At 70.0% G+C, this 24,132-nt stretch carries 21 protein-coding genes and 2 tRNA genes; 19 read left to right on the forward strand and 4 right to left on the reverse strand.

Going from position 1 to position 24,132, the window contains the following annotated elements; translation table 11 throughout:
* Positions 1-56: 56 nt before the first annotated feature.
* Positions 57-194, reverse strand: coding sequence for a 50S ribosomal protein L34 (rpmH, locus tag AC1DUQ_RS01785; RefSeq protein WP_043601468.1), 138 nt, complete (start codon positions 192-194; stop codon positions 57-59).
* Between the two features lie 478 nt (positions 195-672).
* Between rpmH and dnaA the strand changes: the two genes are divergently transcribed.
* The 12 genes from dnaA (at position 673) to AC1DUQ_RS01845 (ending at position 13,645) form a co-directional block, all read left to right on the forward strand.
* Positions 673-2,208 carry a chromosomal replication initiator protein DnaA gene (gene dnaA / locus AC1DUQ_RS01790; protein WP_477073319.1) on the forward strand — a complete coding sequence of 512 codons (1,536 nt, stop codon included), beginning with the start codon at positions 673-675 and terminating at the stop codon, positions 2,206-2,208.
* 684 nt (positions 2,209-2,892) lie between these two features.
* Entirely contained in the window at positions 2,893-4,023 is a 1,131-nt protein-coding gene (gene dnaN, locus AC1DUQ_RS01795; RefSeq protein ID WP_056086230.1) for a DNA polymerase III subunit beta, read from the forward strand.
* A gap of 18 nt (positions 4,024-4,041) precedes the next feature.
* Positions 4,042-4,992, forward strand: a complete 951-nt coding sequence (gene gnd / locus AC1DUQ_RS01800) for a phosphogluconate dehydrogenase (NAD(+)-dependent, decarboxylating) (protein WP_477060789.1) — start codon at positions 4,042-4,044, stop codon at positions 4,990-4,992.
* Positions 4,993-4,999: 7 nt separating this feature from the next.
* Positions 5,000-6,181 (forward strand): DNA replication/repair protein RecF, encoded by a 1,182-nt coding sequence (recF, locus tag AC1DUQ_RS01805; protein ID WP_477059580.1) that lies wholly within the window; start codon positions 5,000-5,002, stop codon positions 6,179-6,181.
* Positions 6,171-6,737, forward strand: coding sequence for a DciA family protein (locus AC1DUQ_RS01810; RefSeq protein ID WP_477059581.1), 567 nt, complete (start codon positions 6,171-6,173; stop codon positions 6,735-6,737). The genes recF and AC1DUQ_RS01810 overlap by 11 nt, the downstream gene beginning before the upstream one ends.
* A gap of 183 nt (positions 6,738-6,920) precedes the next feature.
* Positions 6,921-8,963, forward strand: coding sequence for a DNA topoisomerase (ATP-hydrolyzing) subunit B (gene gyrB, locus AC1DUQ_RS01815; protein WP_477073320.1), 2,043 nt, complete (start codon positions 6,921-6,923; stop codon positions 8,961-8,963).
* A 51-nt stretch (positions 8,964-9,014) separates the two neighbouring features.
* Positions 9,015-11,621, forward strand: coding sequence for a DNA gyrase subunit A (gene gyrA / locus AC1DUQ_RS01820; RefSeq protein WP_477059583.1), 2,607 nt, complete (start codon positions 9,015-9,017; stop codon positions 11,619-11,621).
* A complete protein-coding gene (locus tag AC1DUQ_RS01825; protein WP_477073321.1) occupies positions 11,618-12,586 on the forward strand; it encodes a DUF3566 domain-containing protein in 969 nt (322 codons plus the stop codon). Before gyrA ends, AC1DUQ_RS01825 begins: the two co-directional genes overlap by 4 nt.
* Before the next feature lie 73 nt (positions 12,587-12,659).
* Positions 12,660-12,733, forward strand: a tRNA-Ile gene (locus AC1DUQ_RS01830).
* Between the two features lie 23 nt (positions 12,734-12,756).
* Positions 12,757-12,876: a DLW-39 family protein gene (locus tag AC1DUQ_RS01835; RefSeq protein ID WP_477073322.1), complete on the forward strand. Its 120-nt coding sequence runs from the start codon at positions 12,757-12,759 to the stop codon at positions 12,874-12,876.
* Positions 12,877-12,897: 21 nt separating this feature from the next.
* A tRNA-Ala gene (locus AC1DUQ_RS01840) sits at positions 12,898-12,973 on the forward strand.
* A gap of 24 nt (positions 12,974-12,997) precedes the next feature.
* Positions 12,998-13,645, forward strand: coding sequence for a GyrI-like domain-containing protein (locus AC1DUQ_RS01845; RefSeq protein WP_477059586.1), 648 nt, complete (start codon positions 12,998-13,000; stop codon positions 13,643-13,645).
* 15 nt (positions 13,646-13,660) lie between these two features.
* Here AC1DUQ_RS01845 and AC1DUQ_RS01850 read toward each other — a convergent pair whose 3' ends face one another.
* Positions 13,661-14,002, reverse strand: coding sequence for a hypothetical protein (locus tag AC1DUQ_RS01850; RefSeq protein WP_477059587.1), 342 nt, complete (start codon positions 14,000-14,002; stop codon positions 13,661-13,663).
* A 116-nt stretch (positions 14,003-14,118) separates the two neighbouring features.
* Here AC1DUQ_RS01850 and AC1DUQ_RS01855 point away from each other — a divergent pair, with 116 nt between their 5' ends.
* Both AC1DUQ_RS01855 and AC1DUQ_RS01860 read left to right on the forward strand, forming a co-directional pair.
* A complete protein-coding gene (locus AC1DUQ_RS01855) occupies positions 14,119-15,330 on the forward strand; it encodes a sensor histidine kinase (RefSeq protein WP_477059588.1) in 1,212 nt (403 codons plus the stop codon).
* Entirely contained in the window at positions 15,327-15,974 is a 648-nt protein-coding gene (locus AC1DUQ_RS01860) for a response regulator (protein ID WP_477059589.1), read from the forward strand. The genes AC1DUQ_RS01855 and AC1DUQ_RS01860 overlap by 4 nt, the downstream gene beginning before the upstream one ends.
* Before the next feature lies 1 nt (position 15,975).
* Here AC1DUQ_RS01860 and AC1DUQ_RS01865 read toward each other — a convergent pair whose 3' ends face one another.
* A complete protein-coding gene (locus AC1DUQ_RS01865; protein WP_477059590.1) occupies positions 15,976-16,623 on the reverse strand; it encodes a GNAT family N-acetyltransferase in 648 nt (215 codons plus the stop codon).
* Between the two features lie 84 nt (positions 16,624-16,707).
* Here AC1DUQ_RS01865 and AC1DUQ_RS01870 point away from each other — a divergent pair, with 84 nt between their 5' ends.
* From AC1DUQ_RS01870 to hisF, 5 genes are read left to right on the forward strand one after another with little or no spacing between them, the layout of a single operon-like run.
* On the forward strand, positions 16,708-17,634 hold the full coding sequence (locus tag AC1DUQ_RS01870) for an ABC transporter ATP-binding protein (RefSeq protein ID WP_477059591.1): 927 nt from the start codon (positions 16,708-16,710) through the stop codon (positions 17,632-17,634).
* On the forward strand, positions 17,631-18,467 hold the full coding sequence (locus tag AC1DUQ_RS01875) for an ABC transporter permease (protein ID WP_477059592.1): 837 nt from the start codon (positions 17,631-17,633) through the stop codon (positions 18,465-18,467). The genes AC1DUQ_RS01870 and AC1DUQ_RS01875 overlap by 4 nt, the downstream gene beginning before the upstream one ends.
* Entirely contained in the window at positions 18,464-19,282 is an 819-nt protein-coding gene (locus AC1DUQ_RS01880) for an ABC transporter permease (RefSeq protein WP_477059593.1), read from the forward strand. Before AC1DUQ_RS01875 ends, AC1DUQ_RS01880 begins: the two co-directional genes overlap by 4 nt.
* A gap of 42 nt (positions 19,283-19,324) precedes the next feature.
* Positions 19,325-19,960 carry an imidazole glycerol phosphate synthase subunit HisH gene (hisH, locus tag AC1DUQ_RS01885; protein ID WP_477059594.1) on the forward strand — a complete coding sequence of 212 codons (636 nt, stop codon included), beginning with the start codon at positions 19,325-19,327 and terminating at the stop codon, positions 19,958-19,960.
* Positions 19,950-20,747: an imidazole glycerol phosphate synthase subunit HisF gene (gene hisF / locus AC1DUQ_RS01890; protein ID WP_477059595.1), complete on the forward strand. Its 798-nt coding sequence runs from the start codon at positions 19,950-19,952 to the stop codon at positions 20,745-20,747. The genes hisH and hisF overlap by 11 nt, the downstream gene beginning before the upstream one ends.
* A 69-nt stretch (positions 20,748-20,816) precedes the next feature.
* On the opposite strand, the gene AC1DUQ_RS01895 is transcribed toward hisF, so the two are convergent.
* Positions 20,817-23,975: a glycoside hydrolase family 9 protein gene (locus AC1DUQ_RS01895; RefSeq protein ID WP_477059596.1), complete on the reverse strand. Its 3,159-nt coding sequence runs from the start codon at positions 23,973-23,975 to the stop codon at positions 20,817-20,819.
* Positions 23,976-24,132: the final 157 nt, after the last annotated feature.

The following is a 24,132-nucleotide window of genomic DNA, read 5'->3' on the forward strand; positions in this document are numbered from 1 at the left end:
CTCGAAGTCGGCAGCGCGGCGCATCCGGTGCGCGGCGGACAGCACCGACGGTGATGTCAGGCCGAGAGCTCCGCGCGGCCCTTGCGACGACGAGCCGCCAGGATCGCGCGGCCGGCACGCGTGCGCATGCGCAGGCGGAAGCCGTGGGTCTTGGCCCGGCGCCGGTTGTTCGGCTGGAAGGTGCGCTTGGTCACGAGAGTCTCCAACTACATCGGGTGGGCCTCGCATGTGCCGCGCGACCAGGTTCAGGCTGCCAGGATCGATGCTCCCAGGACACGCATCGCGTGCGTGCGGCGTCAGGGCGCGCCAGCAGGAGCCATCGAGAAGGCTGCAATACCGTACTTCCCGCCGTACTGGCCGGTCAAATGCACGCGACGCGCCGGTTCGATCTTGCCACAGTCACCCGCTCGCGCCCTGCCGCCCGGACACCGCTGCCACTACGATCGGTCATCGTTGCCAGGGGTGCGCAGGCTGTGGACCACGACGTGGTGGACAGAGGTGCGGCACGACGCGCAACACGTGGGAGAGCGGCGCTGTCGGCACCGTCCTCGTCGCGAACCGGCGCCCACGGAACCCGCGTGACCATCTGCTCACAGGTGTGGACAACTGTGTGGACAACGTACGGTCATGCGAGACTCGACCACCCACGCGATCGAACAACCGAGGTAGCACGTGTCACAGGACGAAGAGCTCTCCCGGGTCTGGGGGCACGTGGTGTCGACCCTCGAGTCGAGCCCGGACATCACGCCACGCCAGATCGCCTTCGTCCGGCTGGCCCGTCCGCTCGGTCTCCTCGACGGGACCCTTCTCCTCGCCGTCGGCAACGACCTGACCAAGGACTACCTCGAGTCCCGCGTCCGCGGTGAGGTCACCGGCGCACTGAGCACCGCACTCGGACGCGAGGCCCGGTTTGCCATCACGGTCGACCCCGAGCTCGCGGAGGACGCACCGCCGGCCCTGCGGGTCGTCACGTCCGCACCGGACCACGAGCCCTACAGCCCGTCGCACGACGCGCGCGAGGCCGACGAGGCCGACGCCCGACGCGAGGCGCGACCCGACCTGTCGCTCGTCCAGGACGACGACGACGAGGAGCCGAACCACGGCAGCTCGGCACGCGACCGCCGGTACCCCGGCCGCAACGACGACCGGCCGAACCGCCGTCAGCCCGCGGAGCCCGCGCGCCTCAACCCGAAGTACCTCTTCGAGACGTTCGTCATCGGCAGCTCCAACCGGTTCGCGCACGCGGCCGCCGTCGCTGTCGCCGAGGCGCCGGCCAAGGCGTACAACCCGCTGTTCATCTACGGCGACTCGGGTCTGGGCAAGACGCACCTGCTCCACGCGATCGGCCACTACGCCCAGAACCTTTACCCCAGCGTGCGCGTGCGCTACGTGAACTCCGAGGAGTTCACCAACGACTTCATCAACTCCATCAGCGAGGGCAAGGCCGGCGCGTTCCAGCGGCGCTACCGCGAGGTGGACGTCCTCCTCATCGACGACATCCAGTTCCTGCAGGGCAAGGAACAGACGATGGAGGAGTTCTTCCACACGTTCAACACCCTGCACAACGCCAACAAGCAGGTTGTGATCACCTCCGACCTGCCGCCCAAGCAGCTCAACGGTTTCGAGGACCGGATGCGGTCCCGCTTCGAGTGGGGCCTCATCACCGACGTGCAGCCGCCGGACCTCGAGACGCGCATCGCGATCCTGCGCAAGAAGGCCGGCAGCGAGCGCCTGGAGGCACCGCCGGACGTCCTGGAGTACATCGCGAGCAAGATCTCGACCAACATCCGTGAGCTCGAGGGTGCCCTGATCCGGGTGACGGCGTTCGCGAACCTCAACCGGCAGCAGGTCGACCTGTCGCTCGCCGAGATCGTCCTGAAGGACCTCATCACCGACGACCAGACCACCGAGATCACCGCCACCCAGGTCATCGGGCAGACGGCGGCCTACTTCGGCCTGAGCATCGACGACCTGTGCGGCTCGAGCCGCTCCCGGGTGCTCGTGACGGCCCGCCAGATCGCCATGTACCTGTGCCGTGAGCTGACCGACCTGTCGCTGCCCAAGATCGGCCAGGCGTTCGGCGGCCGGGACCACACCACGGTCATGCACGCCAACCGCAAGATCCGCGAGCTCATGGCCGAGCGCCGGTCGATCTACAACCAGGTGACCGAGCTCACCAACCGGATCAAGCAGCAGAACCGGGGCTGATCAGCCCTAGTTATCCACAGCCGTCCACAGGCACCTGGGGACGCTTGTGACGGCATTCACCTGAACGACGCATCCGTCGCTCCGGGCGACAACCGGAACGCTCTGATCTGCGGAAATACCGCCAACGGGACATCTCCGGCGTTCACAAACGATCGATTCCCACGAAATGCCATGAGACAACTCTCACCATCGAAACGATACGAGGCTCTTGACCTCAACCTTCACCCTCGGAATGAGACATGCATGGGACGAATCTCCACACCTGTGCACTCACCTGTGGATGACGGTGGATGACCCCCCGTCACGGTGTGGACGGGCGGGCCCTGATCGGTGGACGCAGAACGGCCCGACCACAGCCGTCCACCCCCGTCCACGGAGAGTCCGTTTCGGCCCACAGCTCGCGTGCACAGGCTGATCGAGGGTTGACCTGCACGGACACCGACCATCCACATGATGCACAGGACCGATGACGATGATGAGACATCTCTATGAGGGGGATCCACACACCGCCAAAGGCCCCGACCGGCCCCAGACCCCACGGAGAACAACACGGCTGTTGTTGTCATCCGACTGCCCGTACCGAGCGTCCGACCTCTCGCGTAGTGTTCGCCTGATGCCTGTCAGCCCGCACTCCCCACAACCGTGGTGGGACGTCGGCCGGGCCAGCTCGACGAGAGGTGAGGTATGAGGTTCCGGGTCGACCGCGACGTGCTCGCGGACGCCGTCACGTGGACGGCGCGCAGCCTGCCCACCCGGCCGCCGGTCCCTGTCCTGGCGGGAGTCCGGCTCGAGGCCGACACCACGGGCACGGTCCAGCTCTCCAGCTTCGACTACGAGGTCTCGGCGCGGTCGCAGATCCCGGCGGACGTCAGCGAGGCCGGCTCCGTGCTGGTCTCGGGACGCCTGCTCGCGGAGATCTCCCGCTCCCTGCCGGACAAGCCGGTCGACGTGGTGCTCGAGGGCACCAAGGTGGTCGTGACCTGCGGAGCCAGCCGGTTCACGCTCCTGACGATGCCGGTCGAGGACTACCCGAACCTCCCGGTGATGCCGCCGACCACCGGCACCGTCGACGGCGACGAGCTCACGCACGCGGTCGCCCAGGTGTCCGTCGCCGCGAGCCGGGACGACACGTTGCCCCTGCTCACGGGCGTGCGCGTCGAGATCGAGGGCGAGAAGGTCACCCTGCTGGCCACCGACCGCTACCGGCTCGCCCTGCGCGAGCTCACCTGGAAGCCGTCGTCGCCGGACATCTCGACCGTCGCGCTCGTCCGGGCGCGCACGCTGTCGGACGCCGCGAAGTCGCTCGGCAGCGCCGGTTCGGTCACCGTGGCGCTGTCCACGGGCTCGGGCGTCGACATGATCGGGTTCGAGGCCGCCGGCCGCCAGACCACGAGCCTCCTGGTCGACGGGGACTACCCCGCGGTCCGCCGGCTGTTCCCGGACGAGACGCCCATCCACGCGATCGTCAGCACGCACGCCCTCGCGGACGCGGCCAAGCGCGTCAGCCTGGTCGCCGAGCGCAACACCCCGATCCGCCTGTCGTTCAGCGAGGGTCAGGTCGTGCTCGACGCCGGCCAGGGCGACGACGCGCAGGCGTCCGAGGCCCTCGAGGCCACGCTCGTGGGCGACGACATCTCGGTGGCGTTCAACCCGCAGTTCCTGCTCGACGGGCTCGGCGCGCTGAGCACGACGTTCGTCCGGCTGTCGTTCACGCACCCCAACAAGCCCGTGGAGTTCACCGGCCAGGAGACGCTGGACGGCGAGGACAACCCGGAGTACCGGTACCTGCTGGTGCCGATCCGTTTCGCCAGCTGATCGGCGCACCGTCGCGTCCTGCGGCAGAGTGAGACGCGGTCGCGACGAGAGAGGCACGCCATGCACATCGGTCTGGTCGGTCTGGGCAAGATGGGCGCGAACATGCGCTCGCGCATCCGGGCAGCAGGCATCGAGGTCACCGGGTACGACCGGAACCCTGACGTCACCGATGTCCCGTCGCTCGAGGCGCTGGTCGAGTCGCTCCCCGCGGGCGAGCGTGTCGTCTGGGTGATGGTGCCCTCGGGTGAGATCACCGACGCGGTGGTGCACGACCTGGCCGGGTTGCTGACGGCCGGTGACATCGTCATCGACGGTGGGAACTCGTACTACCAGGACGACCAGCCGCACGCGGACCTGCTGGCGGCGACGGGTGTCGGCTTCCTCGACGCCGGGGTGTCCGGCGGTGTCTGGGGGCTCGAGAACGGCTACGGACTCATGGTCGGCGGGGACGAGAAGCTCGTCGCGACCGTCATGCCGGTGTTCGACGCGCTACGGCCGGAGGGTCCGCGCGCCGAGGGTTTTGTGCACGCGGGCAAGGTCGGTGCTGGTCACTTCGCCAAGATGGTGCACAACGGGATCGAGTACGGGCTGATGCAGGCCTATGCCGAGGGGTACGAGCTGCTGGCGGCAAAGGACCTGGTCACGGACGTGCACGGGACGATGCGCGCGTGGCAGCGGGGGACGGTCGTGCGCTCCTGGCTGCTCGAGCTGCTGGTCAAGGCGCTCGAGCAGGACCCGGGCCTGGGCGAGATCGACGACTGGGTCGAGGACTCCGGCGAGGGTCGCTGGACCGTCGACGAGGCGATCGACCTCGCGGTGCCGGCTCCGGTGATCTCGGCGTCACTGTTCGCGCGCTTCGCGTCCCGCCAGGAGGAGTCCCCGGCGATGAAGGCCGTCGCCGCTCTGCGCCAGCAGTTCGGCGGCCACGCCGTGAAGCCGGCGGGCGCCCCACCCGCACCGCCCGCCTGAACCGACGATGTACGTCGCGCACCTCTCCCTGACGGACTTCCGCTCGTACGCGCAGGTCGAGCTCCCGCTGGAGCCCGGCATCACCGCGCTCGTCGGGCCCAACGGCCAGGGCAAGACCAACCTGGTCGAGGCGTTGGGCTACGTCGCCACGCTGGGCAGCCACCGCGTCCCGACGGATGCCGCCCTGGTGCGCGCCGGCACCACCCGGGCGGTCGTCCGGGCGAAGGTGGTCCGCGAGCTGGAGCCGGGCCGGCCGCGGTCGACCCTCGTCGAGATCGAGGTCACGCCGGGGAAGGCCAACCGCGCGCGGGTCAACGGGGGCTCACCCACCCGGGCTCGCGACGTGCTCGGCATCCTGCGGACGGTCCTGTTCGCGCCGGAGGACCTGTCGCTGGTCAAGGGCGATCCCGATGGCCGACGCCGGTTCCTCGACGACCTGCTGGTGCAGCTGACGCCACGGGTCGCGGGGACGGTCGCGGACTACGACCGGGTGCTGCGGCAGCGGTCGGCCCTGCTGAAGTCGGCCGCAGTGGCGCGTCGCGGTGCCGGTGCGGACCTGCGCACGCTGGACGTGTGGGATGCCAAGCTCGCGCAGACCGGCGCGCAGATCATCGTCGCCCGGCGCCACCTGGTCCGCGCCCTGGCACCGCACATCGAGCGGGCGTACGCGCAGGTCAGTGCGGGTCAGGGCGATGCCATCGTCACCTACAAGGCCTCGCTCGACACGGTCCTCGAGAGCACCGACGAGACGGCGTCGGCGGACCTGGTGGAGGCGCAGCTGCTGGAGGCGATCGGTCGGCTGCGCAGCAAGGAGATCGAGCGGGGGGTCAGCCTCGTCGGACCGCACCGCGACGACCTCGTCCTCACGCTCGGAGGCCTGCCGGCCAAGGGGTACGCGAGCCACGGGGAGTCCTGGTCGTTCGCGCTCGCACTACGCCTGGCGTCGTACGAGCTTCTGACCAGGGGCGATGAAGGCGTCGGCGGTGACTGGGGCCCCGACGGCGAGCCCGTGCTCATCCTCGACGACGTGTTCGCCGAGCTCGATGCGCGCCGGCGGGACCGGCTGGCGGAGCTGGTCGCCCCGGCGCGGCAGGTGCTCATCACCGCGGCGGTCGCGGAGGACGTGCCCGCACCGCTGGCCGGCGCACGTGTGGACGTCATGGGCGGCGAGGTGGCCCGTGTCCTCTGACGACAGCCTGTTCCCCAAGCCCCGGCCACTGGACGGCACCCCGCTGCATGACCTGGTGGACCTGACACCCCCGCGCCAGGTGGCTCTCGGAGCACTGGGCCGCGCGAAGGCCGCCGCGGCACAGCGCGGGTTCCGGCCTGGGGACCCGGCTCGACGACGCCCTCTGGTCCAGGTGGCGGTCGGCACGGCGGGCCCGGGTGCGCGGGACCCGCAGCTCATCGGCTCGACGGTCAGCGGCCTGCTCGACCAGCTCGGCGGGACGTCGGACCAGGTGGCGGGCGTGCTCAAGCACCGGTGGGCGGAGCTCGTCGGCCCGCAGGTGGCCGAACACTGCGAGTACGTGTCGTTCGAGGGCGGGGCGCTGACGCTCCGCGCGCACTCGACGTCGTGGGCCACGCAGCTGAAGTTCCTGGCCCCGGCCATGCTGGGCCGGTTCGCGGCCGATCTGGGCGACGGGATCGTCCTGGAGATCACGGTGCTGAACCCCGGCGGACCCCGGTTCAAGACCGGTCCGAAGCGCGTGGCGGGCCGCGGGGAGCGCGACACGTTCCGCTGACTGCCGAAGAGCTCGGCCGACCCCTGTGGGAAAAGAGGGTCTGAGCCCGTCCACCAGGTAGACTGTGAAGGTCATTCCTGGCGCATCTGTGCCCGGAACTCCAGCGTCATGGAGTGATCCGACCCRGCGAAGTTCGGTCGGCGCGCTCCGTCGCGTGTGAGAGCTTGAGGAGCACCACCGCCCGTGGCTGAGCAGAGCACCACCCCGTCCAGCACCATCAAGAGCGGCAACGGCGGGTACGACGCCTCCGCGATCACGGTGCTCGAAGGCCTCGAGGCGGTGCGCAAGCGCCCCGGCATGTACATCGGCTCCACCGGTGCCCGTGGTCTGCACCACCTGGTCACCGAGGTCGTCGACAACTCCGTCGACGAGGCGCTGGCCGGCTACTGCGACCACATCGAGATCACGCTGCTGCCCGACGGCGGCGTGCGCGTGGTGGACAACGGACGTGGCATCCCGGTCGCCATCCACCCGACCGAGGGCCGTCCGACGGTCGAGGTCGTCATGACGATCCTGCACGCCGGCGGAAAGTTCGGCGGCGCGGGCTACGCGGTCTCCGGCGGTCTGCACGGCGTCGGCATCTCTGTGGTGAACGCGCTCTCCACCCGCGTCGAGACCGTGGTCAAGCGCGACGGGTTCGTGTGGCAGCAGGACTTCGCCGACGGAGGCAAGCCGCTCGGTGAGCTGCAGAAGCGCGAGGCGACCGACGAGTCCGGCACCACGCAGACGTTCTGGGCGGACCCGGCCATCTTCGAGACCACCGAGTACGACTTCGAGACGCTGCGCGCGCGCTTCCAGCAGTACGCGTTCCTCAACAAGGGCCTGCAGATCACGCTCACCGACGAGCGTCCGGCGCACCTGGACACCGGCGACGAGGTCGTCGGCGGCGAGGAGCCCGAGGACGAGGGCGGAGCGCCGGCCGCGCGGACCGTCACCTACAAGTACGACGACGGCCTGGTCGACTACGTCAAGCACCTGAACGGCGCCAAGAAGGTGGAGGTCGTCCACCCGGAGATCATCGACTTCGAGTCCGAGGACACCGAGCGCCGGATCGCCGTCGAGATCGCCATGCAGTGGACCAACGCGTACTCCGAGTCGGTGCACACGTACGCCAACACGATCTCGACCACCGAGGGCGGCACGCACGAGGAGGGCTTCCGTGCGGCGATGACCTCGCTGATCAACCGCTACGCGCGCGAGAAGGGCATCCTCAAGGACAAGGACGAGAACCTCACGGGCGACGACATCCGCGAGGGCCTCACGGCGGTCATCTCCATCAAGCTGGGCGAGCCGCAGTTCGAGGGCCAGACCAAGACCAAGCTCGGCAACACCGAGGYCAAGACGTTCGTGCAGCGCGTGGTCAACGAGCAGCTCGGCGACTGGCTGGACTCGCACCCGAACGAGGCGCGGGACGTCATCCGCAAGTCGATCCAGGCCGCGGCCGCCCGCATGGCTGCCCGCAAGGCGCGCGAGGCCACCCGCCGCAAGGGTCTGCTGGAGTCGGGCGGCATGCCGGGCAAGCTGCGCGACTGCCAGTCGAACCGCGCGGAGGAGTGCGAGATCTTCATCGTCGAGGGCGACTCGGCCGGCGGCTCGGCGGTGCGCGGCCGCAACCCCCGCACGCAGGCGATCCTGCCCATCCGCGGCAAGATCCTCAACGTCGAGCGCGCCCGCCTGGACCGCGCCCTGGGCAACCAGGAGGTCCAGGCGCTGATCACGGCGTTCGGCACCGGCATCGGCGAGGACTTCGACCTGTCCAAGCTGAGGTACCACAAGATCGTGATCATGGCCGACGCCGACGTCGACGGTCAGCACATCCGCACCCTGCTGCTCACCCTCCTGTTCCGCTACATGCCGAACCTCATCACGCACGGCCACGTGTACCTCGCGCAGCCGCCGCTGTACCGGATCAAGTGGGCCAACGCCGAGCACGACTACGTGTACTCGGACCGTGAGCGGGACGTCTTCATCACCGACGGCCAGGCGGCCGGCAAGCGGCTGCCCAAGGACAACTCGGTCCAGCGGTACAAGGGTCTGGGCGAGATGGACTACCAGGAGCTGTGGGAGACGACCATGTCGCCCGAGCACCGCACCCTCCTGCAGGTCACGCTCGACGAGGCCGCCGCGGCCGACGAGATCTTCTCGGTCCTCATGGGCGAGGACGTCGAGTCCCGCCGCTCGTTCATCCAGCGCAACGCGAAGGACGTGCGGTTCCTCGACGTCTGATCGGAGACGTCCGGCCTACACCCACGTACGCAACCGAAGTAAGGAACCCCGTTGAGCGAGACCACCGGCAACGAGATCGAGCACGGCAACATCGAGCAGGTCGACCTGCAGCTGGAGATGCAGCGGTCGTACCTCGACTACGCCATGTCCGTCATCGTCGGCCGCGCCCTGCCGGACGTGCGCGACGGCCTCAAGCCGGTGCACCGCCGCGTGCTCTACGCGATGTACGACGGCGGCTACCGGCCGGACCGCCAGTTCTCCAAGTGCTCGCGCGTCGTCGGCGACGTCATGGGCAAGTACCACCCGCACGGTGACACGTCGATCTACGACGCCCTGGTGCGACTGGTCCAGGACTGGTCGCTGCGCTACCCGCTGGTGTCCGGGCAGGGCAACTTCGGCTCCCCGGGCGACGACCCCGCGGCCGCACCCCGGTACACCGAGTGCAAGATGGCCCCGCTGTCCATGGAGATGGTCCGGGACATCGACAAGGACACCGTCGACTTCCAGGACAACTACGACGGCCGCACCCAGGAGCCCACGGTCCTGCCGTCGCGGTTCCCGAACCTGCTGGTCAACGGCTCGGCGGGCATCGCGGTCGGCATGGCCACCAACATCCCGCCGCACAACCTGCGCGAGGTGGCCGAGGGTGTCCAGTGGCACCTCGACCACCCGGAGGCGTCGCGGGAGGAGCTGCTCGCTGCCCTCCTGCTGCGGATCAAGGGCCCGGACTTCCCCACCGGCGCGACGATCCTCGGGCACAAGGGCATCGAGGAGGCGTACCGGACCGGTCGCGGCTCCATCACCATGCGCGCGGTCGTGGAGGTCGAGGAGATCCAGGGCCGGATCTGCCTCGTCGTCACCGAGCTGCCGTACCAGGTGAACCCGGACACGCTGGCGAAGAAGATCGCGGACCTGGTCCGCGAGAACAAGGTGACCGGCATCGCGGACATGCGCGACGAGACGTCGGGCCGCGCCGGCCAGCGCCTCGTCATCGTGCTCAAGCGCGACGCCGTCGCGAAGGTCGTGCTGAACAACCTCTACAAGCACACGCAGCTGCAGGAGACGTTCGGCGCGAACATGCTCGCGCTCGTCGACGAGGTGCCGCGCACGCTGAGCATCGACGCGTTCGTGCGCCACTGGGTCACCCACCAGCTCGAGGTCGTCGTCCGTCGCACCGCGTACAAGCTGCGCGAGGCCGAGGCCGACATCCACATCTACCGCGGCTACCTCAAGGCGCTCGACGCGCTCGACGAGGTCATCGCGCTCATCCGCCGCTCCCCCGACGCGGACGAGGCGCGCGCCGGCCTGATGGCGATGCTCGACATCGACGAGCTCCAGGCCAACGCGATCCTCAACCTGCAGCTGCGCCGGCTTGCGGCGCTGCAGCGCCAGGAGATCCTCGAGCGGTACGCCAAGCTCGAGGCCGAGATCGCGGAGTACCAGGCGATCCTCGACTCCGAGCAGCGCCAGCGGGACATCGTCTCCGAGGAGCTGGGCGAGATCGTCGCGAAGTACGGCGACGAGCGGCGCACGACGATCCTGCCGTTCGACGGCGAGGTCAGCGTCGAGGACCTCATCGCCGAGGAGGAGATGGTCGTCACCATCACCCGCGGCGGCTACGCCAAGCGGACCCGGTCGGACAACTACCGGGCGCAGCGCCGCGGCGGCAAGGGCGTGCGCGGCGCGCAGCTGCGCGAGGACGACCTGGTCGACCACTTCTTCGTCACGACGACGCACCACTGGCTGCTGTTCTTCACCAACCTCGGACGCGTCTACCGGGCCAAGGCGTACGAGCTGCCGGAGGGCGGCCGGGACGCCAAGGGCCAGCACGTGGCCAACCTGCTCGCGTTCCAGCCGGGCGAGAAGATCGCGCAGGTGCTCGACATCCGCGACTACACCAACGCCGAGTACCTGGTCCTGGCCACGCAGCGCGGTCTGGTGAAGAAGACTCGCCTGTCGGACTACGACTCCAACCGGTCGGGCGGCGTCATCGCGATCAACCTGCGCGAGGACGAGGACGGCCTGCCCGACGAGCTGGTCTCGGCCCGCCTGGTCGACTCCGACGAGGACCTGATCCTGGTGTCCCGCAAGGGCCAGTCGGTGCGGTTCACCGCCTCCGACGAGTCGCTGCGCCCGATGGGCCGGGCCACCTCGGGCGTCACGGGCATGAAGTTCCGCGCAGACGACGAGCTGCTCGCCATGGACGTGGTGCGTGAGGACGCGTTCCTGTTCACCGTGACCGAGGGCGGCATCGCCAAGCGCACCGCGCTCACCGTGGAGAACTACCGCCAGCAGGGTCGCGGCGGTCTGGGTATCAAGGTGGCCAACCTCCCGGAGGCGAACGGCGACCTCGTGGGCGCCCTCGTGGTGGACCCCGAGGACGAGGTTCTCGTCATCATGGAGCGCGGCAAGATCGTGCGCTCGGCGACGGCCGAGGTGAACGCCACGGGTCGCACGACGCAGGGCGTTATCTTCGCCAAGCCCGACAACGGGGACCGCATCATCGCGGTCGCGCGGAACACTGAGCGACACCTCGCCGAGGAGCCGGGTACCGTGGGCGCTGAGAATGGCCAGGTTTCCGACGTCCCGGACGCTCCCGGTGTCGCCGAGACGCCCGTCGACCAGGCAGTGACCGACCCGTCAGCGGAGGACGCATGACCGATTCCACGCCCCCCTCGATCCCGCCGCGCAAGCGACCGACGACGCCGACGACCGCCGGTCGCACGACGACGTCCGCGCCACGCGCAGGATCGACGTCGGCGTGGAACGGCACGTCGACCGACGACGCCGCGACGCACGTGCCGGGGCTGAACGGCTCCAACGGCACCACCGCGTTCACCGTGCCGGCCAGCGTCATGCCCCCGACGGTCGCCCCGACGAAGTCGTCGCCGCCGGTGGCGCGGGCGGAGGCGCCGGAACGCCAGACGAGCTCCGTGCAGACGGAGACCGCGCCGGCCACCCCGACATCTCCACAGGATCGTGACACCTCCGCACCGGCAGTCGGCGACGAGCACGACCCTCCGTCCCCGATGATGGTGGCGGTGGACACCGCCACCGTCTGGCTGAAGAAGGCCGGCGTCGCGACGTCCGCAGCGATAGCCGCGGCCACTCGACCCCGTACCAAGGAACCGACCATGACGACCACCCCGGCAGCTGCCCCGGCGGCCAGCACCACGGCCCCCCGGCCGGCAACCGCGTCCGACAACCTCACCGGCGCGCGGCCGACCACGGGACGCATCCCCGCTGTCGGTCCCCACGGCGCCCCGCGCCGGGTCCGGCTGGCGATCTCCCGCGTCGACCCGTGGTCCGTGATGAAGCTGTCGTTCCTGCTGTCCGTGGCCATCGGCGTGATGATCGTCGTGGGTGCGGCCGTCGTCTGGTTCACGCTGAACGGGCTCCAGGTGTTCACCAAGGCGAACGACCTGGTCACCCAGATCACCGGTACGGAGAGCGGGATCGACATCCTGCAGTACGTCGAGTTCCAGCGGATCATCTCCGGCGCCACGCTCATCGCGGTGATCGACGTCTTGTTGCTCACGGCCCTCGCGACCATCGGCGCGTTCCTCTACAACATCGTGGCGGCGCTCGTCGGCGGCGTGCACGTGACCATGACGGACGAGTGACGAGAGCCGGTTTGGGCGCGGCCCCCGCGCTGGGGTAGTCTCATCCGGCGCCACTGCGGCGCGCGTAGTGCACGGGCCTATAGCTCAGACGGTTAGAGCGCTTCCCTGATAAGGAAGAGGTCACAGGTTCAAGTCCTGTTAGGCCCACTCCCAAACCCGTGGGGGAACCGATGAAGAAGCTCCTGCTCCTGGCGGTAGCCGCCGCCGTCGGATTCGTCGTGTGGCAGAAGTACGCGCAGGATCGCGACGAGCGAGACCTGTGGGCAGAGGTCACCGACACGTTCGAGTGATCCGCCCCGGGGATGCGCAACGGGGCCATGGCGCAATTGGTAGCGCACCTGCTTTGCAAGCAGGGGGTTAGGGGTTCGAGTCCCCTTGGCTCCACCAGTGTGACCGCTGCCCCTGCCGACCATGTCGACAGGGGCACTCGTGTCTGAGAAGACCGACTTCACGAAGACGCTCGACGGCTACCGCGCGCAACGGGGCACGTTCCGGCTCGTGGACGTGCCGGAGATGCAGTACCTGATGATCGACGGGCACGGAGACCCCAACACCGCGCCCGAGTTCGCGGAGGCGGTCGCCGCGCTCTACCCGGTGGCGTACACGCTGAAGTTCGCCAGCAAGCGGGAGCTCGGCCGCGACTACGTGGTGCCGCCGCTGGAGGGCCTGTGGCGGGCCGACGACATGGACTCGTTCACGGTGGCGCGGGACAAGTCCCGGTGGGACTGGACGCTGCTGCTGATGGTCCCGGACTGGATCGACCATGACCGGTACTCCGCCGCCGCCGAGCAGGTCCGGGCCAAGAAGGACCGCCCCGCGCGTCTCGACGACGTCCGGCTGGAGACCTTGTCGGAAGGCCGGTGCGTGCAGACGCTGCACGTCGGCTCCTACGACGACGAGGCCCCCGTGCTGGCGCAGCTGCACCACGAGTTCATCCCCGACAGTGGGCTGCGGATGACGGGGACGCACCACGAGATCTACCTCAGCGACCGCCGCAGGGTCGCGCCCGAGAAGATGCGCACGATCCTGCGGCAGCCGGTCGCCACCGTCGACGCGTAGCGGCGTCGCGCCCGTTCAGCCCTCGACGGGCTCCGGCTCCTGCCCCGACAACCCGTCGATCAACGTCCGGCTGCCTAGCGGCTCCCTGAGCGTCACCTCGACCACGTCCTGGCACGCGTCACCGGGGTCGTGCCGCGTCGAGACGACCGTGACGGTCACCTCGTCGTCGGTCTCCTCGACGGTCGCCCGCGGGTCGCCGTGACACGTGTCGACCACCAGCTGGAGCACGTCTCCCGAGACCGACCACGCGACGATGGGCCGGGGCCCACGCTGCCCCTCGACCGGCGAGCACGACGCGAGCAGGACGAGCAGAGCCGTGACCGAGGCGCCACGCAGCGGGGTCCTTGACGAGCGCACGATCCGGACACTACGCGCCGGGCTCGGGGCCGTCCGCGACCGGGTCCACCGGACGGTGGAGGCGGTCCGGCCTGAAGGTGGGCGAGGTCGTCGCGCACGCTGCCTAGGCTGCCGTCATGGCCCTCGACCCCGACCTGCCGCCGCAGCCGCAGCCCGCGCTGTCCACGTGGTCGAGCGTGTGGCGGTACCTGGTGGCGGCGGGTGTCGGGCTGGCCGCCTGGGGCGTGACCGCCGCCGAGCACCTGTCGGTCTCGCCCGAGGCGGCGGAGAACGTCGCCGGGACGCTCCTCGTGGTGGACCTGGCACTGGGCGTGATGACGACCTGCCTGCTCGCGCTGCGTCGCCGGTACCCCCTGCCGGTCGCCCTGCTGATCCTCCTCGCGACGACCGTCTCCTCGGCGAGCGTCGGCGCGGCGACGATCGCGCTGGTCTCGCTGGCCACCTGGCGCCGGCGCGGCTGGGTGGTCGCGGCCGGTGCGACGGCGCTCGTGACGGGACTGGCGTCCGAGCTGTTCTACCGCGCGGCCTTCCCCGACCGGGACAACAGCGGCTACCTCGTGCTCGTCGGGCTCCTCGTGGGTATCTCGTACCTCGCGGCGGTCGTCGCGACCGGCTACTACATCGGGACCCGGCGGGAGCTGGTGGCGTCGCTGCGCGAGCAGGTGGCGACGGCCGAGCGCGAGCGGGAGCTGGCCACGGAGCGGTCCCGCGACGCCGAGCGCACCCGGATCGCGCGGGAGATGCACGACGTGCTCGCGCACCGGATCTCGCTGGTCGCCCTGCACGCGGGCGCCCTGGCGTACCGCGACGACCTGACCCGCGAGGAGACGCGCGAGACGGCGCAGACGATCCAGTCGAACGCCGCCCTGGCCCTCAGCGAGCTCCGGCAGGTGCTGGGAGTCCTCCGGGCCGGCGCGGGTGCCGAGGGCATCGAGCCCCCGCAGCCCACCCTCGCGGAGCTGCCCGCGCTATTGGCCGACGCGCGCGAGGCCGGTTCCGACGTCGACCTCGACACCAGCGGGCTCGTCGAGGAGCCCCAGCCGCAGACCCTGTCCCGCACGTCGTTCCGGATCGTCCAGGAGGCCCTGACCAATGCCCGCAAGCACGCACCCGGCGAGCCGGTGAGCGTCCGGCTGGCCGGCGGACCCGGCGCCCAGCTCGAGATCGCGATCCGCAACCCGGTCCGGACACCGCCCGGCGGGCAGCGCGGCGGGGTGGGGCTGGCCGGGCTGGAGGAGCGCGCCGAGCTGGCTGGGGGCGAGCTCGATCACGGGATCGGACCGGACGGGGCGTTCGTCGTGGAAGCGAGGCTGCCGTGGCCGGCGTGAGGGTGGTCGTGGTCGACGACGACGCGCTGGTGCGCGCCGGTCTACGCATGATCCTGGGCGGGGCACCGGACCTCGAGGTGGTCGGTGAGGCGGCCGACGGTCAGGAGGCGCTGGACGTCGTCGCGCGCGAGCTCCCCGACGTGGTGCTCATGGACATCCGGATGCCGCGGATGGACGGCCTGGCCGCCACCCGACGGCTGCGTGAACGAGGCACCACGGCACGGATCATCGTCCTGACCACGTTCGACACCGACGAGATGGTGCTCACCGCGCTGCAGCTGGGCGCCGCCGGGTTCCTGCTCAAGGACACCCCACCGGCCGATCTGGTCGTCGCCGTGCAGCGCGTGGCGCTCGGCGAGCCGATGCTGTCGCCCAGTGTCACCAGCCAGCTGATCGCCGCAGTCACGCGCCCGGCCGACGACGGGCGCCGGCGCAAGGCGAGGACGCTCCTGGCGCGACTCACCGACCGGGAGCGGGAGGTCGCGGACGCGGTGAGCAGCGGGCTGACCAACACCGAGATCGCCCGGTCGCTGCACCTGGGGGTGGCCACGGTGAAGACGCACGTGGGCAGCCTGTTCACCAAGCTCGAGGTGACCAACCGCGTGCAGGTGGCCCGGTACGTGCACGACGCGGAGGACCGCTGACTCAGAGGCCGAGCTGCTCCCGGGCGGCGTCGAGGCCGAGGAACGTCACGTCGGGACGGAGCTCTTCCGGCCGCGCCTCCCATGTCGCCCGGTCCAGCAGATAGCGCCGGCTGACCGCGGGCTGACCTTCGCGAGCAACGATCTCGATGCCGTTCTCGACGTAGCCGATCCGCCGGGTGACCCCGTTCGAGGGGCCGTTGTCGTCGAACGCGCTGGTGGTCGCCCGCACACCGTCGAAGCCCTCGAACAGCAGGTGCAGGATCATCAGCCGCATCCGGGTGCCGACGCCCTGGCCCTGGTGGCGCCGACCCAGCCACGAACCGGTCTCCGCCGTCCGGGTGACCAGGAACTCGCTCGCCATCACCGCCTGGGTGCCGACCACCTCACCGCCCCGCACGACCGCGAGCTCGAGGTTCCACTTCGCCGGCGACACGGTTCCTCGCGCACCCCACTGGTACGCGAGGACGCTCCGAGCCACCTCGGTCGGGGTCCCGCGCGTCCACGGCACCATGAACGGCATCGCGTCGGGCGCGTGCACGCCTTCGCCGGCGAGCCGCGCGAGCGCCGCCAGGTGCTCGTCGTCCATGTACCGCAGCTCGAGGTCGCCGCTGCGGACACGGAGCCCGGAGATCGGCCAGAGGTCGTCCATGGCCGCAGGCTTCCCCGCTCCGCTGCCCCGGTCAACCTGAAAGCACTCGGCTCGTGTGGGTCCGCTCGTCTAGGTTGGTCCGCTGTGACCGCTCCCGTGATCGCCGCCCACGGCCTGACCAAGCGCTTCGGCGACTTCACCGCCGTCGACGGCATCGACTTCGAGGTCCCCCCGGGCGAGTCGTTCGGCCTGCTGGGCCCCAACGGAGCGGGCAAGTCGACCACCATGCGGATGGTCGGCGCCGTGTCGTCGCGCACGGCCGGCGACCTGACGGTCCTCGGACTCGACCCCGACACGCACGGGCCGGAGATCCGCTCGCTGCTGGGCGTCGTGCCGCAGGAGGACAACCTCGACACCGAGCTGCGGGTGCGCGACAACCTCATCGTGTACGGCCGCTACTTCGGGATCCCGCGGGCGGTGTGCGCGTCGCGGGCCGACGAGCTGCTGGGCTTCGCGCAGCTGGAGGAGAAGCGGAACGCCAAGGTCGACGACCTGTCGGGCGGCATGAAGCGCCGGCTGACCATCGCCCGCGCGCTCATCAACGAGCCGCGCATCCTCATGCTCGACGAGCCGACCACCGGCCTCGACCCGCAGGCGCGCCACGTGCTCTGGGACCGGTTGTTCCGACTGAAGGAGCGCGGCACCACCCTGGTGCTCACCACGCACTACATGGACGAGGCCGAGCAGCTCTGCGACCGGCTGGTGGTGGTGGACAAGGGCCGGATCATGGCGGAGGGCAGCCCGTCGTCCCTGATCCGGCAGTACTCGACGCGGGAGGTGGTCGAGCTGCGCTTCGGGTCCGACCGCAACGCGGAGGCCGCCGTGCGGATGGCCGGTCTGGTCGAGCGGATCGAGGTGCTCCCGGACCGGGTGCTGCTGTACGCCGACGACGGCGAGGCGGTGCTCGAGCGGGTGACCGACCTGGGTCTGCACCCGACCACGTCCCTCGTGCGACGCTCGAGCCTGGAGGACGTGTTCCTGCGGCTCACAGGGCGGAGCCTGATCGAATGACCACCACAGTCACCGACGCCGCGGTCGAGGCCGCGGTCAGGCCCCGGCGGTTCGGGGCCTGGTACATCGCCGAGCACCAGCTGCGCGGCATGAAGGCGTACGGCTGGACCATCGTGGTCGGCAGCGTCGGCAACCCCTTGCTGTACCTGCTCGGCATCGGACTGGGCCTGGCCGCGTTCCTCGACCAGCCGATCGCGTCCGGCGCGGACGGGCTCGTGGACTACGTGTGGTTCGTCGCGCCGGCGCTCCTGGCGACCGCCGCGGTCACCGTGGCCATGGACGAGTTCACCTTCGTGATCATGGCCGGGTTCAAGTGGCGACGGATCTTCTGGGGCATGAACGCCTCGCCGATCGCACCCCCGCAGATCGCCGCCGGGCTGGTCCTGTCGGTCGTCCTGCGCATGCTGTTCACCACGACCATCTACTACCTGCTGATCGTCGCGTTCGGGGCCGTGGGCGATCCGGTCACCGGCGCGCTCATGCCCCTGGTCGGCGTGCTGGCGGGTCTGGCGTTCGGCCTGCCGGTCATGGCGTTCTCCGCGGGCCTGACGGAGGACAAGGGGCAGTTCGCCCTGGTGCAGCGGTTCGTCTTCACGCCCCTGTTCCTGTTCTCCGGCACGTTCTTCCCGCTGACCACCCTGCCCGTGTGGCTGCAGTGGATCGGCTGGGTGTCGCCGCTGTGGCACGCGAGCGAGATCGGGCGGTCGCTGTCCTACGGCTCGCCGCCGGGCGCGTGGCCCGTGTGGGTGCACCTGGCCGTGCTGCTCGTGCTCGCCGCCACCGGCTGGGTCATGGCCCGGCGGGCCTTCGTGAGGAGGCTCCGAGCAGGATGACGACGACGACCACCCACGAGCCCACCCGCAGCGCCATCAGCTCGCTGTACGCGCGCAACGCGCGGTCCGTCGTCGCGCGCGGCCTCAGGGCGACCAAGAGCTCCAGCGGGATCATCGTGCTCTCCGGCTTCTTCGAGCCGGTCTTCTTCCTGCTCGCCATGGGCCTCGGGCTTGGCTCGTTCATCGGCGACGTCGAGCTCCCCGACGGGACCTCGGTGCCGTACGCGGCCTTCATCGCGCCGGCCCTGCTGGCGGTGTCCGCCATGAACGGCGCGGTCTACGACTCGACGTGGAACGTGTTCTTCAAGATGCACTTCGGCAAGCTGTACGACGCGATGCTGGCGACGTCGCTCGGTCCGCTCGACGTGGCGTTCGGCGAGATCACCTACGCGCTCCTGCGCGGAGGCGTCTACGCCTTCGGATTCCTGACGGTCATGCAGGTCATGGGCCTGAACCTGGCCTGGTCGGCGGCGCTCGCACTGCCGGCCGTGCTGCTCGTCGCGTTCGGGTTCGCCAGCGTCGGGATGGCCGTGACCAGCTACATGAAGACCTTCCAGCAGATGGACTGGATCAACTTCGTGATGCTCCCGATGTTCCTGTTCTCGGCCACCTTCTACCCCATCACGGTCTACCCGGGCTGGATCCAGGGGCTCATCAAGGCGCTCCCGCTGTGGCACGCGGTGGAGCTGGTGCGCGGGCTGACGCTCGGGGTGGTCGACGGCTCGATGCTCACGCACGTGGCGTACTTCGTGGTCATGATCGGACTCGGGCTGGTGTTCACGACCGTGCGGTTGAAGGCCCTGTTCCTCGACTGACGTCCGACATATGAGACAGGCGTCCGGTGTAGGATTGGGCAAGTGATCGGGATCATCGACTACCGCACCGGTAATTCGCAGAGCATTTCTTATGCGCTCGAGCACCTCGGTGTCCCCCACGCGCTGGTGGCCAAGCCCGGCGAGTGCGACGAGGTCGACAGGTACATCCTCCCCGGGGTCGGGGCGGCCGGCGTGACCATGGAGTCATTGGCCCAGGAGGGCTGGATCGACCACCTGTCGGAGAAGGTTCTGGCCGATGGTCAGGGCTTTCTCGGGGTCTGCGTCGGGCTGCAGGTGCTGTTCGAGCACTCGGACGAGGGCGACGTCGAGTGCCTCGGCTGGCTCAAGGGGTCGGTGCACGAGTTCGACAGGTCCCAGGTCCGGGTCCCGCACATGGGCTGGAACAATGTCGACGTCCGCGGGGACCACCCGTTCTCGCGGGCATTCACGCCGGGCGGGTTCTATTACTTCGTGAATTCCTTCTACGCGAAGCCGACGGACGATTCCACCCTCGTGGGCGTCACCACCTACGGCCAGGAATTCGCTGCCTCCGTGGCCTACAAGAACATCATGGCGACGCAGTTCCACACCGAGAAGAGCGCGCGCGCCGGCCTGCAGGTGCTCAAGGCGTTCTGCGATCTCGACATGAACGAGGTGAAGGATCTCGATGCTCGCTAACCGGCTGATCGCCTGCTTCGACGTGAAGGACGGCCGCGTCACCAAGGCCCAGCAGTTCCAGGACAACATCGACGTGGGGGACCCGGCCGAGCTGGCCGACCGGCTGTACCACGAGGACGTCGACGAGATCGTCATCTACGACATCATGGCCAGCGCCCAGAAGCGCCAGATCGACCTGGCCATGGTCCGCAAGGCAGCGCACCGCACGTTCGTGCCCCTCACGGTCGGCGGCGGGATCCGGCACCTCGAGGACATGCACGAGGTGCTCCGGGCCGGCGCGGAGAAGATCAGCATCGACTCGATGGCGGTGCGCAACCCGCAGATCATCACGCAGGGGTCGGTCGAGTTCGGCCGCCAGTGCATCGTGCTGAGCATGCAGGTCAAGCGCGTGGAGCCGACGGCGACGATCCCCAGCGGGTACGAGATCGCCATCGACGGCGCCCGCACCTACACCGGCATGGACGCGGTCGAGTGGGCCAAGCGAGGGCAGGACCTGGGCGCCGGCGAGATCGTGGTGAACAGCATCGACCGCGACGGCACGGGCTCCGGGTACGACCTGGACATCACGCAGCGGATCACCGAGGCCGTGTCGCTGCCGGTCATCGCCTCGGGTGGGGCCGGGCTGGTCAGCCACGTGGCGGACGCGTTCCGGATCGGCGCCACGGGCGCGATCACAAGCTCGATGCTCTACTCCCCGCGGGTCGCGCACACCCTGACGGTCGGCGAGATGAAGGCGCAGCTGGCCGAGATGGGCGAGCACGTCCGCCCGGTGCACAGCGCGGACTGAGCGCCGCAGGCAACGCCGACGGGCGCCCACCCCGGTCAGCGTGGTGAGCGCCCGTCGTCGTCCCGCAGGTCAGGAGACCGTGCAGGCCACCCCGTTCACCGTGAAGGCGGTCGGGGCCGTGTTGGTACCGGTGTGCGACCCGTTGAACCCGATGTCCGTGCTGGCACCGGGCGCGAGGGTGGCGTTCCACCCGAGGCCCGTGGCCGTCACGGCGGACCCGGTCTGGGTCCACGTCGCGCTCCACCCCTGCGTCACCTTCTGACCGGAGGGGAACGTGAACCCGAGGGTCCAGGTCAGCGGGGTGGTCGACGTGTTGGTGACCTTGACGCTCCCGGTGAAGCCGACGTTCCAGCTGTTGGCGGAGTACGCCACGGCGCAGCTGCTGCCGGTCGTCGTCGGCAGGGTCGTGAAGGTCACCGACGGGCTGGTCGCCGACGTGTTGCCGGCGCCGTCCTTGGCCCGCACCGCGTAGGTGTACGCGGTGCTCGCGGTGAGTCCGGCGAGCGTCGTCGATGCGGCGGTGGTCGAGGCCACCAGGGTCGAGGACGATCCCTGGACCCGGTACACGTCGTACCCGGCCAGACCGCTGCTCCCGGTGTCGGTCGACGCCGCCCAGGCGAGGGTGGCGCCGGTCTGGGTGACCGCCGAGGCGACCGGCGTGCCGGGCACGGTCGGGGCGGTGGTGTCTGTCGCGGCCGTGGTGGTGAACGTGACGGACGAGGACGCGACCGACACGTTCCCGGCGACGTCCTTGGCCCGCACCGCGTACGTGTAGGCAGCCCCGGCGGTCAGACCGGTGAGCCCGAACGTGGTCCCGGTGGTCGAGCCCACGAGCGCCGACGTGGACCCGCTGATCCGGTACACGTCGTACCCCGCCAGGGCGTACGTCCCCGGGATGCCCGCGGTCCAGGTGAGGGTGGCCCCCGTCGCGGTGACCGCGGACGCGACCGGCGTCCCGGGCGCTCCTGGCGGCTGGACCTCGACGGGCGGGTCGGCCGTCGTGAACGTGCCGACCGCGGAGGCGGCGGACACGTTGCCCGCGACGTCCTTGGCCCGCACGGCGTACGAGTACGCGGTGCTCGGCGTGAGGCCGGAAAGGACCGTCGACGTGCTGGTCGTCGAGGCGACCAGGGTCGAGGTGGTGCCCTGGACCCGGTACACGTCGTAGCCCGCCACGCCGCTGCCGGCGTCGGTCGAGGCCGTCCAGCCGAGCGAGGCGCCGGTCGACGTGATGCCGGACGCGGCCGGTGTGCCCGGCACGGTCGGCGCGGTCGTGTCGGTGACCGTCCCGGTGGGCTCGGTGCCCCAGATGAGCCGGCCGCCGTCGTAGAGCGTGATCGCCTTCGTCTTGGCCAGGGCAGTGGTGGTGAGGGCCGCGAACGAGGGGTCGTTGGTCGCGTTCCACGTGGAACCACCGGTCACCCGGAACTGCAGCTCGCGGCGGTGCTGCGACTGGCCGCCGGGGTGGATGTTCTGACCGACGCAGCTGAGCTCGGCGTAGTAGAGCGTGCCGCCCGCGCTCACTGGCTTCGCGGTCTGCGGGCCGCACTCGCTGTAGTTGGCCGAGAGCGTGAGGTTCGCCGCCGAGTCGCCGGCGTCGAGGGTGAACCAGTACCGCAGGGTGCCGTTCTTGAGCGCCCGGGCGGGGAAGGCCGACTGGTTGCGGATCATGGCCTTGACCTCGGTGAACGTGCCACCGGGAGGCTGGTTGAGCATGGCCTCGACAAAGATCTCGTCGCCGTCCGGCTGCTCCGCCACGGGGAAGCCGGCCAGCGGGGTGCCGCCGTACTCCTGCGTCAGCCGCGCGAGCGCGCTCGAGAAGCCGGCGTTGTAGTCGGTGGCCACCTCGTTGGCGGTGTAGTCGGACCGCAGGTCGGTGTACGCGTCGTTGGCGCCGCTGGGTCCGCCGACGAGTGCGCCGTACAGGACGTGCCGCGTCGCGGTCGGTGCGGTCAGCGAGTCGAGCCACGAGCCGTGCGCGGTGCGGTGGTGCGGGTTCTGCGGCGGGTTGGCGCCGAAGCCGACCACGTAGCTGCTCTTGCGGGGGTTGTCGCCGAGCGCGTAGTTGATCTGGCGCACGCCGAAGTCGTGGTACCGGGCCTTGCGCGTGGCGTCGGGCAGCCAGTCGGAGTAGACCAGCGCGACGAACGACGTGTTCGCCGCGTACCGCAGCGAGCCCCACGAGTCGAGGACGGCCTGGCCACCGGGCGAGTACGGGATCCGCTGGCCGTTCACGCCCACGGTCCAGTAGTCCAGCCACCGGTTGGCGTCGTCGACGTACTGCTGCTTGCCGGTCTCCATGGCCAGCAGCGGGTACATCGCGTAGGCCTTGTCGTCCCACGCGACGGTCCACTTGTACGACCGGGTCGTCGTCTGGTTCTCGACGCTCAGCTTGGTGTACTCCGCCTCCGCCTTGGCCAGGTAGGTGGCGTCACCGGTCGCCTTGTAGAGCCAGTAGGCGCCCCAGACGAGCTCGTCCTGGTAGCCCGACCACGACTTGTAGTACGCCGCCGCAGCCGTCACGCAGTCGGAGTACTTGCCGCGGTAGGTGTCCGCGAACGCGTAGAGCTGCTTGGCGTGCGACAGGAGCGTGGCGGAGTACGCCGGGTCGTCGGTCTTGAAGACGATCGCGGCCGACGCCAGCGACGCCGCGGTCTCGCCCGCGACGTCCGATCCCGGGCACGAGGCGCTGATCTTGTGCGACGGACGCGCCATCGTCATGACCTCGGCGGGGCCCCACCACTTGTGGTCCGCCTCGCCGTCGCCCACCTGCACATACAGCTCGTTGGGCGCGGTGTGCGCCTTGATGAAGTAGTCGTTGACCCAGCGCAGGTTGCTCTTGAGCTCGTCCAGCTGCCCGGCCTTGGTGTAGCCGGCGGGGGCGGCGATGGCGCCCCACGCGAGCATGGTCGAGCTGAACGCCATCGGGAGCCCGAACTTCACGTGGTCGCCCGCGTCGTACCAGCCGCCCGTGAGGTCCTTGCCCACGTCGGCACCGTCGGTCAGCGCCGAGTCCCCCCGCCAGCTCACGCGGTTGTCGGCCGGCAGGTCGCCCGCACGCTGCGCCTCGTAGAAGAACATCGACTTCTGGAGGGCCTCGGCGTAGTTGTACGCCGGGTCGGCGGCGGTCGCGGCGCCGGCGAGCGGAGCGACGAGCAGGCCGGCGGCGACGGTCAGGGCGGTCGTGCACGCGATCGCGACGCGACCACGGGTTCTGGGGCGGTGCATGGGGTCCTCTTCCACGGCACTGGGGACGGTCGACTCAGCGGGGTCGGCGGGAGGCCCCGGCGTCGCCTAGGTGCGGCCCCGGCACGACGCGCCTCGCGCATCGTCCTCAGGCGGCCGGACGAGGGTYAACGGCCAAAACGTTTAGGCACCACGACGA

The organism is Cellulomonas sp. P4_B5_2, from assembly GCF_056402235.1.